This window comes from Amycolatopsis alba DSM 44262 (genome assembly GCF_000384215.1).
Taxonomy (GTDB): Bacteria; Actinomycetota; Actinomycetes; order Mycobacteriales; family Pseudonocardiaceae; genus Amycolatopsis; species Amycolatopsis alba.
Map to the genome: position 1 here is coordinate 4,284,280 of NZ_KB913032.1, position 16,706 is coordinate 4,300,985.

Annotated in this window: 19 protein-coding genes; 12 read left to right on the plus strand and 7 right to left on the minus strand. The window is 69.3% G+C overall.

The genetic code is table 11. From position 1 onward, the window contains the following. Positions 1-3 precede the first annotated feature (3 nt). Positions 4-495, minus strand: a complete 492-nt coding sequence (locus AMYAL_RS0120465; RefSeq protein ID WP_020633161.1) for a TspO/MBR family protein — start codon at positions 493-495, stop codon at positions 4-6. 123 nt (positions 496-618) lie between these two features. Here AMYAL_RS0120465 and hemL point away from each other — a divergent pair, with 123 nt between their 5' ends. From hemL to AMYAL_RS0120505, 8 genes are all read left to right on the plus strand, one after another. After that, positions 619-1,923 carry a glutamate-1-semialdehyde 2,1-aminomutase gene (gene hemL, locus AMYAL_RS0120470; protein WP_020633162.1) on the plus strand — a complete coding sequence of 435 codons (1,305 nt, stop codon included), beginning with the start codon at positions 619-621 and terminating at the stop codon, positions 1,921-1,923. Then, entirely contained in the window at positions 1,920-2,552 is a 633-nt protein-coding gene (locus AMYAL_RS0120475) for a histidine phosphatase family protein (protein ID WP_020633163.1), read from the plus strand. Before hemL ends, AMYAL_RS0120475 begins: the two co-directional genes overlap by 4 nt. Beyond that, the gene (locus AMYAL_RS0120480) at positions 2,549-3,130 is read left to right on the plus strand and encodes a TlpA family protein disulfide reductase (RefSeq protein ID WP_020633164.1); all 582 of its coding nucleotides are present in this window, start codon (positions 2,549-2,551) and stop codon (positions 3,128-3,130) included. The genes AMYAL_RS0120475 and AMYAL_RS0120480 overlap by 4 nt, the downstream gene beginning before the upstream one ends. A 63-nt stretch (positions 3,131-3,193) precedes the next feature. Continuing rightward, positions 3,194-3,865, plus strand: a complete 672-nt coding sequence (locus AMYAL_RS0120485; protein WP_020633165.1) for a rhomboid family intramembrane serine protease — start codon at positions 3,194-3,196, stop codon at positions 3,863-3,865. A gap of 96 nt (positions 3,866-3,961) precedes the next feature. Then, positions 3,962-4,735, plus strand: a complete 774-nt coding sequence (locus AMYAL_RS0120490) for a cytochrome c biogenesis CcdA family protein (protein ID WP_020633166.1) — start codon at positions 3,962-3,964, stop codon at positions 4,733-4,735. Continuing rightward, positions 4,732-6,309 carry a cytochrome c biogenesis protein ResB gene (resB, locus tag AMYAL_RS0120495; RefSeq protein WP_020633167.1) on the plus strand — a complete coding sequence of 526 codons (1,578 nt, stop codon included), beginning with the start codon at positions 4,732-4,734 and terminating at the stop codon, positions 6,307-6,309. Before AMYAL_RS0120490 ends, resB begins: the two co-directional genes overlap by 4 nt. Positions 6,310-6,314: 5 nt before the next feature. Continuing rightward, positions 6,315-7,286: a c-type cytochrome biogenesis protein CcsB gene (gene ccsB / locus AMYAL_RS0120500; protein ID WP_020633168.1), complete on the plus strand. Its 972-nt coding sequence runs from the start codon at positions 6,315-6,317 to the stop codon at positions 7,284-7,286. A gap of 79 nt (positions 7,287-7,365) precedes the next feature. Beyond that, a complete protein-coding gene (locus AMYAL_RS0120505; RefSeq protein WP_020633169.1) occupies positions 7,366-8,706 on the plus strand; it encodes a MinD/ParA family ATP-binding protein in 1,341 nt (446 codons plus the stop codon). Here the strand turns inward: AMYAL_RS0120505 and AMYAL_RS0120510 are convergent, their stop codons facing one another. After that, on the minus strand, positions 8,707-8,889 hold the full coding sequence (locus AMYAL_RS0120510) for a hypothetical protein (RefSeq protein WP_005151794.1): 183 nt from the start codon (positions 8,887-8,889) through the stop codon (positions 8,707-8,709). A gap of 150 nt (positions 8,890-9,039) precedes the next feature. Then, the gene (locus tag AMYAL_RS0120515; RefSeq protein ID WP_005151795.1) at positions 9,040-9,252 is read right to left on the minus strand and encodes a BldC family transcriptional regulator; all 213 of its coding nucleotides are present in this window, start codon (positions 9,250-9,252) and stop codon (positions 9,040-9,042) included. Between the two features lie 247 nt (positions 9,253-9,499). Between AMYAL_RS0120515 and AMYAL_RS0120520 the strand changes: the two genes are divergently transcribed. Genes AMYAL_RS0120520 through cds1 form a run of 3 tightly spaced genes read left to right on the plus strand, consistent with a single transcriptional unit; the run spans position 9,500 to position 11,342 of the window. Further along, on the plus strand, positions 9,500-9,973 hold the full coding sequence (locus tag AMYAL_RS0120520; RefSeq protein ID WP_020633170.1) for an Lrp/AsnC family transcriptional regulator: 474 nt from the start codon (positions 9,500-9,502) through the stop codon (positions 9,971-9,973). Between the two features lie 11 nt (positions 9,974-9,984). Then, positions 9,985-10,263 carry a DUF4229 domain-containing protein gene (locus AMYAL_RS0120525; RefSeq protein WP_020633171.1) on the plus strand — a complete coding sequence of 93 codons (279 nt, stop codon included), beginning with the start codon at positions 9,985-9,987 and terminating at the stop codon, positions 10,261-10,263. Beyond that, positions 10,260-11,342, plus strand: coding sequence for an L-cysteine desulfhydrase Cds1 (cds1, locus tag AMYAL_RS0120530; RefSeq protein ID WP_020633172.1), 1,083 nt, complete (start codon positions 10,260-10,262; stop codon positions 11,340-11,342). Before AMYAL_RS0120525 ends, cds1 begins: the two co-directional genes overlap by 4 nt. A gap of 256 nt (positions 11,343-11,598) precedes the next feature. On the opposite strand, the gene AMYAL_RS0120535 is transcribed toward cds1, so the two are convergent. The 4 genes from AMYAL_RS0120535 to AMYAL_RS0120550 all read right to left on the minus strand — a co-directional run bounded on the left by AMYAL_RS0120535 (position 11,599) and on the right by AMYAL_RS0120550 (position 14,890). Further along, positions 11,599-12,468, minus strand: coding sequence for a 1,4-dihydroxy-2-naphthoate polyprenyltransferase (locus tag AMYAL_RS0120535; RefSeq protein ID WP_020633173.1), 870 nt, complete (start codon positions 12,466-12,468; stop codon positions 11,599-11,601). Positions 12,469-12,561: 93 nt separating this feature from the next. Next, positions 12,562-12,720 carry a hypothetical protein gene (locus AMYAL_RS49905; protein ID WP_167336152.1) on the minus strand — a complete coding sequence of 53 codons (159 nt, stop codon included), beginning with the start codon at positions 12,718-12,720 and terminating at the stop codon, positions 12,562-12,564. A 62-nt stretch (positions 12,721-12,782) separates the two neighbouring features. Beyond that, positions 12,783-13,907: an o-succinylbenzoate--CoA ligase gene (gene menE, locus AMYAL_RS0120545; RefSeq protein ID WP_020633175.1), complete on the minus strand. Its 1,125-nt coding sequence runs from the start codon at positions 13,905-13,907 to the stop codon at positions 12,783-12,785. A gap of 59 nt (positions 13,908-13,966) precedes the next feature. Then, complete coding sequence (locus AMYAL_RS0120550) at positions 13,967-14,890, minus strand: 1,4-dihydroxy-2-naphthoyl-CoA synthase (RefSeq protein WP_020633176.1); 924 nt, start codon at positions 14,888-14,890, stop codon at positions 13,967-13,969. A 57-nt stretch (positions 14,891-14,947) separates the two neighbouring features. Here AMYAL_RS0120550 and menD point away from each other — a divergent pair, with 57 nt between their 5' ends. Further along, a complete protein-coding gene (menD, locus tag AMYAL_RS0120555) occupies positions 14,948-16,624 on the plus strand; it encodes a 2-succinyl-5-enolpyruvyl-6-hydroxy-3-cyclohexene-1-carboxylic-acid synthase (protein WP_020633177.1) in 1,677 nt (558 codons plus the stop codon). The last annotated feature ends 82 nt before the right edge of the window (positions 16,625-16,706 follow it).

Below are 16,706 nucleotides of genomic sequence, written 5' to 3' on the forward strand. Positions count from 1 at the left end.
GGCCTAGTTGAGCCAGACGAAGGCGGCGTTGACCGCGGTCGAGAACAGCAGCCACAGCAGGTACGGCACCAGCAGCCAGGCCGCGAGCTTCGACCGGCGCCCGAATTCCATCATCGTGATGGGCACCACGAAGTCCAGGACGACGACGTCGGCGAGCGCCAGGGCGTGCGCGCTGCCTGCGAAGAACAACGGCGTCCACAGCAAGGTCAGCAGCAGGCAGAGGCCGTAGAAGGCGAAGCCGCGCGTTTCGCCGTCTGTCCGCCAGTAGAACCAGCCCGCGACGGCGACCAAAAGGAGCAGCGCCGACCACACCGGGCCGTAGAGCCAGCCGGGCGGCGCCCACGACGGGCGGGCCATCGCGTCCTGCGCTTCCGGGCGGGTGGCCACGGCGAGCGCGGCCACCGCCCCCACGATCGCCGACAGCGCGACGAATCCGGCCAGGGCCTGCCAGCGCAGGCGGCGGTGATGAGTCGGCGGTGAAGGCACCGTGGACACGTGGATTCCTCCGCGAGGGTTTCGACGGGAGTGCCTCCCAGCCTAGTGGGGCTGGTCACGCCACGCCCGGAACCGCGAGGACTCAGCGGCGGGTGTCATCGGAGGATTTGCGAGACTGGAGGCGTGACTACCGGAGTCGATCAGTCCAAGGCATGGTTCGAACGAGCGAAGGCCGCGATCCCCGGCGGGGTGAACTCCCCGGTGCGGGCCTTCAACTCCGTCGGCGGCACTCCGCGGTTCATGGTGCGCGGCGAGGGTCCGTATCTCTGGGACGCCGACGGCAACCGCTACGTCGATCTGGTCTCGTCGTGGGGGCCGATGATCCTCGGGCACGCGCATCCGGACGTCGTCGCCGCGGCCCGCGAAGCCGCCATCGACGGCCTGTCCTTCGGCACCCCGACGCGCGGTGAAGTCGAGCTGGCCGAGGAGATCGTCGGGCGCGTGGAGCCGGTGGAGCAGGTCCGCCTGGTCAACTCCGGCACCGAGGCGACGATGAGCGCGATCCGGCTGGCCAGGGGGTTCACCGGCCGGGCGAAGATCATCAAGTTCGCGGGCTGCTACCACGGTCACGTCGACGCGCTGCTCGCCGAAGCGGGCTCCGGCGTCGCGACGCTGGGCCTCCCGACGTCGCCCGGTGTCACCGGCGCGCAGGCGGCCGACACGATCGTCCTGCCCTACAACGACCTCGACGCGGTCCGCAAGTCCTTTGTGGACAACCCGGACTCGATCGCCGCGATCATCACCGAAGCCGCCGCCGGCAACATGGGCGCCGTCGCCCCGGCCGAAGGCTTCAACGCCGGGCTCAAGGAGATCGCGCACGAACACGGCGCGCTTCTGATCATGGACGAGGTGATGACCGGGTTCCGCGTCTCGAAAGCGGGCTGGTTCGGCCTCGACGGCGTCGCGGGCGACCTCTACACCTTCGGCAAGGTGATGTCCGGCGGGCTGCCCGCCGCGGCCTTCGGCGGTCGCGCCGACGTGATGGCGAAGCTGGCGCCGGGCGGGCCGGTGTACCAGGCCGGGACGCTGTCGGGGAACCCGGTGGCCGTCGCCGCAGGGCTCGCGACACTGCGCGCGGCCGACGACGCCGTGTACGCGGCCCTCGACGCCAACGCGAAGCGGCTCGGTGACCTGTTCGACCGGTCGCTGACCGAAGCGGGCGTCGCGCACACCGTGCAGTACGCGGGCAACCTGGTCAGCGTGTTCTTCGGCGAGAACCCGGTGACGAACTACCCCGGCGCGCAGGCATCGGAGACCTGGCGGTTCCCGGCGTTCTTCCACGCGCTGCTGGACAACGGCGTGTACGGGCCGCCGAGCGCGTACGAAGCGTGGTTCGTCAACGCTGCGATGGGTGACGCCGAGTTCGAGATCATCTCCTCCGCGCTGCGCGTGGCCGCCCGTGCCGCCGCCGAGGCGGTCCAGGCGTGAGCGAGACGACGATCGTGCACCTGCTCCGCCACGGTGAGGTGCACAACCCGGACAAGATCCTGTACGGCCGCCTGCCCGGCTTCAAGCTCTCCGACCGCGGTCAGCGCCAGGCACTGACCGTCGCCGAAGCCGTCGCGACGCACGACATCACGCACGTCGTCGCTTCGCCGCTTCAGCGCGCTCAGGAGACCGCGGCACCGATCGCGGCCGCGCATCGGCTGGACGTCGAGACCGACGAAAGGCTCATCGAGGCGGACAACCAGTTCGAGGGCGAGCGCGTCGCCGTCGGCGATGGCGCCCTTCGCCAGCCGAAGCACTGGCCGAAGCTGGTCAACCCGTTCCGGCCGTCCTGGGGCGAGCCGTACGTCGAGATCGCGCACCGCATGCTCGGCGCGATCCACCGGGCACGGCGGGCGGCCGAGGGACACGAGGCGCTGTGCGTCTCGCACCAGCTGCCGATCTGGACCGTGCGGCGGTTCCTGGAGGCGAAGCGGCTCTGGCACGACCCTCGCAACCGGCAGTGCTCGCTCGCGTCGCTGACCAGCCTGGTCTTCGAGGGCGAGGAACTCGTGCGGATCGTCTACAGCGAGCCCGCCGGCACGACCGACCCGAAGGTGACCGGGGCATGAAGCGGCTCATGGCGGCCGTTGCCGTGCTGGCGCTCGTGGTCACGGGCTGCAGCACCGGCAAGGACGCTGTCGTCACCGGCGGCTCGTTCAACTTCGTGTCGCCGGGCGGGAAGGTCGACATCACCTACGACGTCGCGGACCGCCAGCCGTCGCCGACGCTGTCCGGCGACGACCTGATGAACGAGGGCAAGCAGCTTTCGATCGCCGACTTCCCCGGCAAGGTCATCGTGCTGAACCTGTGGGGCCAGTGGTGCGGGCCGTGCCGCGTCGAAGCGCCGGAGATGCAGAAGGTCTACGACCAGACCAAGGCGTCCGGTGTCCAGGTGGTCGGCATCGACCTTCGCGACAACGACCGGGCCCCGGCGCAGGACTTCATGCGGGACCGGAAGCTGACGTACCCGTCGATCTACGACCCGTCGGGCCGGACGCTGCTGCAGCTCTCGGGCTACCCGCGCAACATCATCCCGTCGACGATCGTGCTGGACAAACAGCACCGCGTGGCGGCGGTGTTCCTGCGGGATCTGCTGGCCTCGGATCTGCTGCCGGTCGTGCAGCGCCTGGCCGCCGAACCGGCCTGACCACGGCGAGCGGTTATCCTCCTGTTCCGCCGCGTGGAGCGGCTCTGAACTGGGGAGAAAGAAATGACGACCGCTTCGGACGTGCCCAGATCCGGTCAGCGTGACGCCGAGGCCATGATCGCGGAGGCCAAGAAGGCCCTCTTCGTCATGGTCGGCCTGCTCGTGGTGCTCTGGCTGATCCAGATCTACAACGCCATCGACGGCTACACGCTCGCCCTCGAATACGGGACGCGGGCGCGGGAGATCAGCTCGCTGCCCACCGTGCTGACCGCGCCGCTGATGCACTCCAGCTGGGGACACATCGAGTTCAACTCCGGGCCGCTGTTCATCTTCGGGTTCCTCGCGGCGTATCGCGGGGTGAAGAAGTTCCTCAGCGTCACGGTGCTGATCGCGGTGACGAGCGGCCTCGGCGCGTGGGCCCTGCACGATTCCGGCACGGTCGGGGTCGGTGCGAGCGGCCTGGTCATGGGGTACTTCGGGTACGTGCTCGTGCGCGGGATCTTCGACCGGCACAAGATCGACATCGTGATCGGCCTGGTCATGGCGTTGTGCTTCGCGTACCAGTTCACGAACCTGTTCCCGCAGGACGCGAGGGTCAGCTGGCAGGCGCATCTCTTCGGTTTCCTGGGCGGGTTGATCGGCGGCTGGGTGTTCCGGGACCGCCGTCCCAAGCCGGAGGTCACCGCGCCCGCGTTCCCGACCATCCCGCTCACGCCGCCCGACTCTCTCAAGTAGCCGAGCCGGGACCAACGTCCTGACCGGGTGCGACGTAGGTCCCGTTGAGGACGCCCCGGCGTTTTCACTTCGACCACACTGCCTACGCTCAGCCGGGTGAACTCCGTTTCCGAGCTGGCCCTCTCCGGGCCGTTGCTGCTCGCCGCGGGTGTCGCGCTGCTGGCCGGGACGATCTCCTTCGCGTCGCCGTGCGTCGTGCCGCTGGTGCCCGGATATCTCGCGTACCTGGCGGCGCTGGTCGGCGCGGACGCCCCCGCGGTCAGCGCCGACGAGGAGCGCAAGAAGGGCCGCTACGCCGTCGTCGGCGCGGCGGCGCTGTTCGTGCTCGGGTTCACCGTCGTCTTCGTCGTGACACTCGGGACGCTGGTCTGGATCGCCGACGTCGTCGCGTTCAACCTGGAAGTCCTCCAGCGCATCGGCGGCGTGCTGACGATCGCCATGGCGCTGGTCTTCATCGGCTGGATCCCCGGACTGCAGCGCGAGTTCCGGTCGCACCACGTGCCGCGCGGCGGACTGTGGGGCGCGCCGGTGCTCGGCGCGGTGTTCGGGCTCGGCTGGACGCCGTGCATCGGGCCGACGCTGTCCGCGGTCATCTCCATGGCCAGCGCCACCGGCGGGGCGGCGGCACGCGGCTATGTGCTGATCCTGGTCTACTGCCTCGGCCTCGGCCTGCCGTTCCTCCTCATCGCGTTCGGTGCCCGCTGGGCCGTCCGGGCCACCGACTGGCTGCGCCGCCACGGCCGTCAGGTGCAGATCTTCGGCGGCGTCCTCCTGCTGATCGTCGGCCTCCTGCTGGTGACCGGCCTGTGGGGCGACATGACCGGCTGGATCAGGAACACCCTCGTGACCGACCTCAGGCTGCCCTTGTGACCACCGAATACCGCCCGACGCCGCTGAAGCGGGTCCTCGCCTTCCTGCGCAACACCTGGCGCGGGCTGACGTCGATGCGCACCGCGCTGGTGCTGCTGTTCCTGCTCGCGCTCGCCGCGATGCCCGGCGCCCTGCTGCCGCAGCGAAACCTCAACGTCGCCAAGACCGACGAGTACATCGCCGCGCACGGCTGGTGGGGCGAGCTGCTCGACCGCACGCAGTTCTTCGAGGTCTACGGCAGCGTCTGGTTCTCCGCGATCTACATCCTGCTGATGGTCTCGCTCATCGGCTGTCTCGCGCCGCGCAGTTTCGAATACGCGAAGGCGATGCGCGCGAAGCCGGTGATCACGCCGCGCAAGCTCTCGCGGATGCCGCATCACCTGTCCACCACGACCGACCGGACCCCCGAGACGGTCGTGAAGGACACGCACGAGCTGCTCAAAGGCTGGCGTCGCGTAGAGCGCGAAGAGGCCGACGGGGTCCGAAGCATCTCCGCCGAGCGCGGATACCTCCGCGAGACCGGCAACCTCGTCTTCCACTTCGGCATGCTCGGCCTGATCGTCTTCTTCGCGCTCGGCAAGCTCTTCGGCTACGAAGGCCAGGTCATCGTCCAGGCCGACAACAGCCCGTGGTGCAACTCCGGCATCCTCGGCTACGACACCTTCAACGCCGGGCTGCGCGTCGACGGCACCGACCTGAACGCCTTCTGCATCCGGCTGAAGGACTTCGAGGCGCGCTACACCGCGTCCGGGCAGGCGAACTACTACCACTCCAACATGGAGTACCAGTCCGGCGAGGACCTGCAGACCGGCGCGTGGAAGCCGTACGGGCTCGAGGTCAACTCGCCGCTGCGCACCGCGGGCGACCGCGTCTACCTGCTGAACTTCGGCTACTCCCCGAAGTTCACGGTGACCTTCCCCGACGGCACCGTGCGCACCAACATCACGCCGTGGCGTCCCGCCGACGAGCCGACGAAGCTCTCCGAAGGCGCGACCAAGATCGACCAGCCGGGCATCGCCGACCCGATCGAACGCCGCACCCGTCAGCTCGCGATCACCGGCCTGCTCGCCCCGACCGCGTTCATGCACGGCAACGTGCTGACGTCGTCGCGGCCCGAGGCGAACAAGCCGGCGGTGGCCGTCGACATCTACCGCGGCGACCTCGGCCTCGACGCCGGTCGCGGGCAGTCGGTCTTCCAGATCGACCAGTCGCTCGTCGAGGACGGCAGGCTCAAGAAGCTCACCCGGCAGAACCTGGACCAGGGCCAGGAGACCGTGCTGGACGACGGCACGAAGGTCCGCTTCGACGGCGTCCAGGAGTGGGTGGCCATCCAGGTCTCGCACGATCCGGTGCAGGGCTGGGTGCTGGGCTGCGCGGTCGCGATGCTGATCGGGCTGGCGGGATCGTTGCTGGTCAAACGGCGCCGGGTGTGGATCCGGGTGACCCCGGCGCGTGAAGGTGAGACGGGTACCGTGATCGAGGTCGCCGGGCTGGCGCGCACCGATCAGGCGGGCTACGGCGAAGAGTTCCAGCGGATCAGCGACAAGCTGGTCCAGGGGCAGAGAGGCAACTAGAGGTCATGCCGATCAACGAGACGCTGTCCCAGTACAGCGACTACTCCTACACCACCGCGACGGCGATCTACGTCCTCGCGCTGATGTTCGCGCTCATCGAGCAGGGCTTCGGGGCGAAGGGCCGCCTGGCGGCGGAGCGCTCCAAGCAGAAGGCCCGCGAGCTGGTCGGCGCGGGCGGTCCTTCGGTGACCACCGTGACGCCCGCCGAGCCGCTCCGCGAGGTCGGCCGCCCCGAGCGCATCGGCCGCATGGGCGCCGCGCTGCTGGTGCTCGCCGCGCTGCTGCACCTGGCCGCGATCGTGCTGCGAGGATTCGCCGTGCACCGCGCGCCCTGGGGCAACATGTACGAGTACGGCATGGCCACGACGTTCATCGCGGTCCTGACCTGGATCGTCATCCTGCGGAAGTTCCCGGTCCGCCACCTCACCGGCTTCCTGCTCACGCCGGTCGTGATCCTGATGTTCATCAACGGCACGATGCTGTACACCACGGCCGCGCCGGTGCAGCCCGCGCTGCAGTCGTACTGGCTGATCATCCACGTGTCCGCGGCGATCATCGGCTCGGGCGTCTTCCTGGTCCCCGGTGTCGCGAGCGTTCTTTACCTCTTCCGCTCCGCCCACGAGGACAACCCGGCCAAGTTCCCCAAGTTCGGCCCGAAGCTGCCGACCGCGGACGTGCTCGACCGCATCGCCTACCGCACGACCATCTTCGCGTTCCCCGTCTTCACCTTCGGCGTGCTGTGCGGCGCCGTCTGGGCCGAAGCGGCTTGGGGCCGGTTCTGGGGCTGGGACCCGAAGGAGACCGTCGCGTTCGTCGCCTGGGTCATCTACGCCGCGTACCTGCACTCCCGCGCCACCGCGGGCTGGCGCGGGAAGCGGGCCGCGATCATCAACGTCGTCGGATTCTCGGCGACGGTGTTCAACCTGTTCTTCGTGAACCTGGTGACTTCGGGCCTGCACTCCTACGCCGGGGGCTGACCGTCGCCGCTGCACGCGAGCCGACTACCGTCAATACTGAGGTAGCGGGGGAAGACGTGCGCGGAGGAGGAATTCAGCGGTGACCGGACCCAGTGAAGAATCGGCTCCTGGCCACCCCGAACCCGCCGAGAGCGACCAGTCCTCGGAGCTGTTCTCCGAGGACAGGACGGACTCGGCGCCGCACCCTGCCGCGAGTGCCTTCGAGGCCGAGCCGACCCAGGTCGTCCAGCCCCAGTACCCGCAGCAGCAGGGCCAGTACGCCCAGCAGCAGGCGCTGCCGCAGCCGTCGCAAGGGCAGTACCAGCAGCCCTACGACCAGAACCTGCCCCCGTTGCACCCGCACCAGGCCCAGCAGGCGCCACCGCAGCAGCAGCCTGCCGCCCAGCAGTACCCGCCGCAGCAGCAGTACGCGCCGCAGCCGCAGCAGGCCGTCCAGCAGCCCGGTGTGCCGGGCCTCCCGCAGCCGCAGGGCAGGCACGCGCTCCCGGACGAGCTCGCCACCGCGAGCCTGGTCAAACCGCAGAAGCGCAAGCCGCAGTCGGGCTGGCGCAAGGCGCTTTACGTCGGCTCCGGCAAGCTCGTGAACCCTGGGGAGAGCCCCGCGGACACCCGTAAGCGCGAACTGATCGCGCAGATCAACCAGCCGCTGCGCGGGTGCTACAAGATCGCGATGCTGAGCCTCAAGGGCGGCGTCGGCAAGACCACCACGACGACCACGCTCGGCTCGACGTTCGCTTCGCTGCGCGGTGACCGGGTCGTCGCCGTGGACGCGAACCCGGACCGCGGGACGCTTTCGCAGAAGATCCCGATCGAGACCACCGCGACCGTCCGCCACCTGCTGCGTGACGCGGACAAGATCACCAGGTACAGCGACGTCCGTTCCTACACCTCACAGGGCGGGAGCCGGCTGGAGATCCTCGCCAGCGAGCAGGATCCGGCGGTTTCGGAGGCGTTCTCCGAGGACGACTACCGGCGTACGGTCAACCTGCTGGAGCACTTCTACAACATCGTGCTCACCGACTGCGGGACCGGTTTGATGCACTCGGCGATGAAGGGCGTCCTGGACGTCGCGGACGCGCTGGTGGTGGTCTCGTCAGGCTCCGTGGACGGGGCGCGCAGTGCCTCGGCCACCCTCGACTGGCTGGAGGCGCACGGCTACGGTGACCTGGTCAAACGGTCCGTCGCGGTGATCAACTCGGTCCGGCCCAAGGGTGGCTCCGTCGACCTCGACAAGCTCTCCGCGCACTTCGGCGCGCGAGTCCGTTCGGTCTGCCGCATCCCGTTCGACCCGCACCTGGAAGAGGGCGCCGAGATCGAGCTGGACCGGCTCGGCGCCGACACGCGGCTGGCCTTGCTGGAACTGGCCGCCACCGTCGCCGACGGCTTCGGTGGTCAGCAGTACCAGCCGATCCAGCCCTAGTTACTCTTTGTCCTCGTCTTTACCTTTGCGCTGCTGCTCACCGAGCTTGCGCAGGAAGTCGGGGTCGTCGTCCGGGGCCAGTGTCGGCCGCGACGAGGGCACTCCGACTCGCTCGATCCCGAACGCGCGCCACAACACCACGGCGACGGTGAGCGCTCCGATGGCCGCGAGCAGATAGATCATGCTCGGTCCCTTTCCGCGTGGAGGACGTTGCTCAGTCCCACGAGGCTAGCCTCTTTGCCGCGCACGGGGGGACCCACGGATACCCCAATGTGACGAAGGGCCATTGCGGTCCCTTCGTCACCGGAGTCCCAATTGGGAGAAATGCCCAGGTCAGACCTTGCGGGCGGGCTCGCTGGCGTCGGTGGTCAGCTCGGCGAGGAGCTCGTTCACTTCGGCCTCACGGAACCGGCGGTGCCCGCCGGGAGTGCGGATCGAGCCGATCCGGCCCGCGGTCGCCCAGCGGGTAACGGTCTTGGGGTCAACCCGGAACAGGGCCGCCACTTCACCGGGGGTGAGCAACCTTCCGCCCATGGTCGCGGTCATTTTCCGCCTCCTTCACGGCTTCACTGCTAAACCGGAGGCGGGCACAGTGCCCGTCGTGCCGGGTAGCCAACACGGCAATCGTTGCATCTCACCCGTCAGGTACTCGAACGGTTGTCCAACAGTAAAGAGCCCTTAAAGGTCAAAACCGACAACCGCGACATGGCCGCCGGGCACCGCGGTCTTGTCACAGAAGTACGAAAACGCGCCCTGATCCCGCGAATCCCGCCGTGGCCCCTAAGGTGTAGCGGTGGACCAGGTGGATCGGAAGATCATCGCGGCATTGCGGGAGAACGGTCGGGCTACCTACGCCGACCTCGGCCGGTCTGTCGGCCTCTCGGCGTCATCAGTGCACGAGCGGGTCGGCAAACTCGAGGCAGCCGGCGTGATCACCGGGTACCACGCCATGGTCGATCCCAGCACGGTCGGACTGGGCGTGACGGCACTGGTCGGCATCCACCCCACCGACACCGCGACCGACGAAGACGTCGCGGCCGCGCTCGGGGCGCTGGACGAGGTCGAAAGCTGCTACGCCGTCGCAGGTGACGAAGCGTTCGTGGTCAAGGTGCGGGTGGCGACCGTCGACGATCTGGAGCGGTCGCTCAACCGGCTGCGGAGGATCCCCGGCGTCGGCCGGACGAACACCACCGTCGTGCTCTCCACCCGCTTCGAAGGGCGGCCCAACAACGCGGGCCTGGAGGACGAGCGGAACGGCAACGCGTAGCCTGCGTTGATGTGAGCGACAATCACCTGCCCCGCGACCTGACGTTGTATGTGCTGGCCAGGTTCGCCCTGGTCGGGGTCATCGCCGGCGGGTTGCTGCTGGCCAACGTCCCACTGCTGGTCTCGCTGCTGATCGGGCTGGTCGTCGGGCTGCCGCTGGGCATGCTGCTGCTCCGCTCGCTGAACGCGCGCGTGACGGCCGGGCTCGCCCGCCGCAACGAAAAGCGGGCTCGCGCCCGTGCCGATCTGCGCTCTCAGCTGCGCGGCGACCGGGTGGACGGGGCAGCGTGAGCCGGCTGCACAGCCGCAGCTGGGTCCGCGAAGCCGTCCGCATCATCGAGGCCGACGCGAACCGCAGCGCTGACACGCACCTGCACGTCTTCCCGCTGCCCGTCGACTGGGGCATCGACCTGTACCTGAAGGACGAGTCCGTCCACCCGACCGGCTCGCTCAAGCACCGGCTCGCGCGCTCGCTGTTCCTGTACGGCCTGGTGAACGGCCAGATCGGGCAGGACACCGTGCTCGTCGAGGCCTCCAGCGGCTCGACGGCGGTTTCGGAGGCGTACTTCGCGCGGATGCTCGGCCTGCGGTTCATCACCGTGGTGCCGCGCAGCACCTCGCCGGAGAAGATCGCGCTCATCGAGTTCTACGGCGGCGAATGCCACTACGTCGACCGCGCGCCGGACATGTACCCGGAGGCCGAGAGGCTCGCTTCGGAGTGCAACGGCCACTACCTCGACCAGTTCACCTACGCCGAGCGCGCGACCGACTGGCGCGGAAACAACAACATCGCCGAATCGGTGTACGCGCAGATGCAGTCCGAGCGGCACCCCGTGCCGACGTGGATCGTGGTCGGCGCCGGGACCGGCGGCACGAGCGCGACCTTCGGCCGCTACGTGCGCTACAAGCGGCACACCACGAAGATCGCCGTCGTCGACCCGGAGAACTCGTCGTTCTACGGCGCATGGGAGACCGGCGCGCTCGACTACGCGACCGGCATGCCGTCGCGGATCGAGGGAATCGGGCGGCCGCGCGTCGAGCCGTCGTTCGTGCCCGGTGTGATCGACGAGATGCTGCAGGTGCCGGACGCCGCTTCGCTGGCGGCGATCCGCGTGCTGCGCGAGCGGACCGGGCACTGGGCGGGCGGCTCGACCGGCACGAACCTCTTCGGCGCTTTCACCCTGATCTCGCGGATGGTTTCGGAAGGCCAGGCCGGCAGCATCGTCACGCTGCTGTGCGACGGCGGCGAGCGGTACGCGAACACGTACTACGACGACGCGTGGCTGGCGCAGAAGGACATCGACATCGCGCCCTACCTGGAGAAGTACCGGGAGTTCCTGGTGAGCGGGAAGCTCGCTCCGGAAGCCTGACCGGCAGGGTCGCTCGGTGCTGATCCAGCGTGCCGCGGGGGTGTTGCGAAAGCCACTTTCGCAACCTTCAACGTTGCGAAAGTGGCTTTCGCAACCTCGGCTGGGCGGCCCTACCTCAGGTTCGCCGGATCACCAAAGGAGCAAGGGACCTTTGCTATCGCCGGGGCCGTATCTTGTGGCTGCCTGGTGCCGCGACGGGCACGGGTAGTGGGTCGAAGCGGGAAACCCAAGGGATGAACGGTCCGTTCAGCCCCGTTCAGAGCGTGAGGGCGACCGCGGTCAGGACCGCCCACCCCAGCATGGCGAATCCGGTGTCCCGCAGCGCCGGGATCAGCGCCCGCCCCTGCGCGCCACCGCCGACGGCCTTGACCGACTTCAGCAGCAGCGGCGCGGTCAGCAGGCCCAGCAGCGCCCACGGCGTCACGAAGGCGAGCAGCACGCTCACGACGTACGGCACCGTGACCAGCACCAGGTAGAGCCTCCGGGTGCCCTTCTCGCCGAGCCGGGTGGCGAGTGTGCGCTTGCCGGACTCGATGTCGGTCGGGATGTCGCGGAGGTTGTTGGCGGTCAGTACGCCGGTCGAGAACGAACCGACGGCGACAGCGCAGCCGAGCGCGGTCCAGCTGAGCTGTCCGGCCTGGACGTACACCGTGCCAAGCACGCCGGCGAGCCCGAAGAAGACGAAGACCGCGATCTCACCGAAACCGTAGTAGCCGTAAGGCTTCTTGCCGCCGGTGTAGAACCAGGCGCCGAGGATGCAGACCGCGCCCATCGCCAGCAGCCACCACAGGCCGCTGATCGCGACGAGCACGAGCCCGAGAACTCCGGCGAGCCCGAGAGCAACGAGAGCGGCCGCCAGGACCGCCTTCGGCTTCGCGACGCCGGAGCCGACCAGTCGCAGCGGGCCGACGCGGTTCTCGTCGGTGCCGCGGATGCCGTCGGAGTAGTCGTTGGCGTAGTTGACACCGACGATCAAGGCCAGTGAGACCAGCAGCGCGAGAACCGATCGGGACCAGGAGAAGCCGTCGAGCGCGATCGCGGCGCCGACTCCGGCGACCACCGGCGCCACCGCGTTGGGCAGCGTCCGCGGGCGCGCCCCTTCGATCCATTCACCAGCAGTCGCCATGCCGCCATTCTGGCCCTGGCCACTACCGGCCGGTATGCGGGGCTCGTCACCCGCTCGCGGTGCCGAGCCACCGCGAGCGGACGACGGGTCGCGCTACTTCAGGTTGTTGATCGTGTCTTCCAGGGTCCAGGTGAGTGTGCCGCTGTTCGGAACGGCGGTTTCCGGTTCGTCCGCCAGCGCGGGCCCGGCCAAAGCGACCAGGCCCATCGTGACGGCGGTGCAGGCCAATACTGTGCGTGTCCAGCGCGTCATACCTAGACGTAAACCCGTGGGTAATGATCGTGTCAACAACGTCCCGGTAATCGGTGGAGAATTCACGACCTTCGTAGGAGATTCCTGACGGCCGTCCTGTCGACCTTGCCGGGGCCTCGCAAGGGGAGCTCTGCGGCGAACTCGACCCGCTTCGGCGCGGCCGCCACACCGGCCTCTTCGCGGCATGCCGCACGGAGCGAATCGACGTCGCAACCAGCGCCGACGACGAGCGCGACGACGGCCTCGCCCCACTCGGGGTCAGGTACTCCGACCACGCACGCGTCCCGGATTCCGGGCTGCGCGGTCAAGATCCGTTCGACGGCGGCCGCGGCCACCTTCACCCCGCCGGTGTTGATCATGTCGTCAACGCGCCCGAGGATCTCCAACCGCCCGTCGGCCGACCACCGGCCGCGGTCGGAAGTCCGGAAGCGGCCGCCCTCGAAAGCCTCCGAAGTCAGGTCAGGTCGCAGTCGGTAGCCATGCGAGAGCACGTCACCCGTGATACACACCCGCTCTTCTTCGAGTTCGACGTGTACTCCGTCCAGCGGTACGCCTTCGTAGACGCAGCCGCTGGCGGTCTCGCTCATGCCGTACGCGGGGACGATCTTCACGCCCGCTTCGGCCGCGCGCTCGCGGAGCCCGGCGGTGGTCGCCGCGGCCCCGATCACGATCGCGTCGAAGGCGCGGGCCGCCGCGAGCCCCGCGCCACCGGCGTCGAGCAGCCGTCCGAGCTGGGTCGGCACGAGAGCGGTATAGCGCGGCCCGTCCAGGGCGAGCAGCGGCGCGGCGGCCTCGGCGAAGTCGTCCGGCCGGAACCCGGAGGTGGGCATCGCGGCGGGCGTCGTCCCGGCCAGCAGCGAGCGGACCAGGACCTGCAGTCCGCCGATGTACTGCGCCGGGGTCGCGAGCAGCCAGTGCCCCGGTCCGCCGAGGCGCGCGTGGGTGGCGTGCGCCGACGCGGCCAGCGCGGCGGCCGAGAGCAGGACGCCCTTCGGTTCGCCGGTGGATCCCGAGGTGGCGATGATCACCGCCGTCCCGTGCTCGGCCGGGCGTGTCGGCTCCATCGCGTCCCGCAGGGCGTCCGACGCGTAGGGGAGGACGGCCGGGCCGCCGCCGAGCGCCTCGGCCAATGCCGAGGTCAGCCCGGTGATCGACGCCGGACTCCCGTCCACCTCCACCGCACGCATCCCGCCACCCTACGTCCGCCCCCGGATCGCGTTCAGCCCGCTAAACGCGATTTGCCTGGTCAGTAGTAGTAGGGGAAGGCCGACCAGTCGGGGGAACGTTTCTCCAGGAAGGAGTCGCGGCCTTCGACGGCCTCGTCCTGCATGTACGCCAGCCGAGTGGTCTCGCCGGCGAAGAGCTGCTGGCCGACCAGACCGTCGTCGGTGAGGTTGAACGCGTACTTCAGCATCCGCTGCGCGGTCGGCGACTTGCCGTTGATCGCCCAGGCCCAGTCCAGCGCCTCGGCCTCGAGCTCCGCGTGCGGGACGGCGGAGTTGACCGCGCCCATCGCCTGCATCTGCTCGGCCGTGTACTCGCGCCCGAGGAAGAAGATCTCCCGCGCGAACTTCTGCCCGACCTGCTTGGCCAGATACGCCGAGCCGTAGCCTCCGTCGAAGGAGCCGACGTCGGCGTCGGTCTGCTTGAACCGCGCGTGCTCGGCCGAGGCGAGCGTGAGGTCGCACACCACGTGCAGCGAGTGCCCGCCACCCGCCGCCCAGCCGGGGACCACGGCGATGACCACCTTCGGCATGAACCGGATCAGCCGCTGGACCTCGAGAATGTGCAGCCGTCCGGCCCTGGCCGGATCGATCGTGTCGGAGGTCTCCCCGTCCGCGTACTGATACCCGGAGCGTCCGCGAATACGCTGGTCACCGCCGGAACAAAACGCCCAGCCGCCGTCCTTCGGCGACGGGCCGTTGCCGGTGAGCAGGACGCAGCCGACGTCCGAGCTCATCCGCGCGTGGTCGAGCGCGCGGTAGAGCTCGTCGACGGTGTGCGGACGGAAGGCGTTGCGGACCTCGGGACGGTCGAACGCGACACGCACGACACGTTTGCCTGAGCGGCTCTCAGAGGAGCGGTGATAGGTGATGTCGGTGAAGTCGAAACCTTCGATCTCGGTCCACAAGGCGGGGTCGAACAGCTCGGAAACCTGGGCGTCATCCACGTTTGGGAGAATAGGACGTGTGGCCGTGAGTCGTAGAGTGAAACCCGAGGTCTGCCGGTGAATCCTTCCACCGCGCAGGCAAGGGTCATCGTCGACGAACTCGTCCGCAACACCGTCTCGCACGTCGTCCTCTGTCCGGGCTCACGCAACGCCCCGCTGTCGATCGCGCTCTACGACGCGGCGGCCGCCGGACGGCTCCAGTTGCACGTCCGCATCGACGAACGCGGCGCCGCCTTTCTCGCCCTCGGCATCGCCGCGCGCACCGGCCGCCCCGTCGCCGTGCTGTGCACCTCGGGCACCGCGGCCGCGAACTTCCACCCCGCCGTGCTGGAGGCCGACCGCGCGGGTGTCCCGTTGATCGTGCTGACCGCCGACCGCCCGCCCGAGATGCGGGCCGCGGGCGCGAGCCAGGTCATCGACCAGCATCAGCTCTACGGCAACGCCATCCGGTACTTCGACGAGCTCGCCGTCGCCGAACGCCGCGCCGGGCAGAACTCGTACTGGCGTGGCCAGATCTGCCGCGCCTGGAACGCCGCGTACGGCGAGTGGCGGTGCGGGCCGGTGCATCTGAACATCCCGTTCCGCGAGCCGCTCGTCCCCGACATCAACGATGACGGCGAGTGGTACGAGTCACTCGAAGGGCGTCCTGACGGCGCTCGCTGGACCGAGCTCCCCGACTTCGGCGCGCTTCCCTCGTTCGTGGTGCCCTCGGCACGCCACGGCCTGGTCATCGCGTGCGACACCGGCGTGCAGGCCGCCAGCGAATGGGCCGAGCAGCACGGCTGGCCGGTCGTCTCCGAGACCGGCGGTATCGGGCTGGCAGGCGCGACGGCGATCTCGTCCGGCGCGTGGCTGCTCGGCGTCGAGGAGTTCATCTCGCGGCACAAGCCCGAGCAGGTCCTGTGCATCGGCCGTCCGACGGTGTTCCGGCAGGTCCAGCGGGTGCTGTCCGATCCGGACGTCGAGGTGCTGCTGGTCCGGCCCGATTCGGACTGGCCCGCGCCCGCGCACAACGTCCGCCAGGTCGGCCAGTGGTTCGACGAGCCGACCAAACCGGCCGATCCGGACTGGCTGGCCAGCTGGCAGCGTGCGGACAAGGCGGCGTCTTCGGCGGTGGCCGAAGCGCTGGCGGCCGAACCGTGGCCGAGCGGGTTGCGCCTGGCCACCGAGCTGGTCGACGCCGTTCCGGAGGGGTCGCTGCTGGTCGTCGGCTCGTCCAATCCGACCCGTGACGTCGCGCTCGCCGGACGGCTGCGGCCCGACGTCCTCGTGCACCGCAACCGCGGCGTCGCCGGGATCGACGGCATGGTGTCGACCGCGATCGGCGCCGCGACCGTCCACAGGGGACATTCGTACGCCCTGCTCGGCGACCTGACCTTCCTGCACGACGCGAGCGGCCTGCTCACCGGGCCCGCCGAACAGCGCCCCGACCTGACGATCGTGGTGCTCAACGACGACGGCGGCGGGATCTTCTCCCTGCTGGAGCAGGGCGCGCCCGAGCACAACGCCGGTTTCGAGCGCGTTTTCGGGACCCCGCACGGCGCCGATCTCGGCGCGCTGTGCGCCGGTTACCGCGTCCCGCACGTCGTCGCCGAGACGCTCACGGAGTTTCGAGCGGCGCTGAAGCCCGCGCCGGGGCTGCGGGTGGTGGAGGTCCGGGTGGACCGAACGCGCCACCGCGAGCTGCACGCGCGACTCCGTACGGCGGTTTCCTCCGCGGTGGGCGCTGTCTAGCCGATTTGCGTCTCAGTCCAGAGGGTAGGAACCCCTCCTTCGGACGTGTCTCCGTCATGATCATCTGGATAGTTTCGAGCGC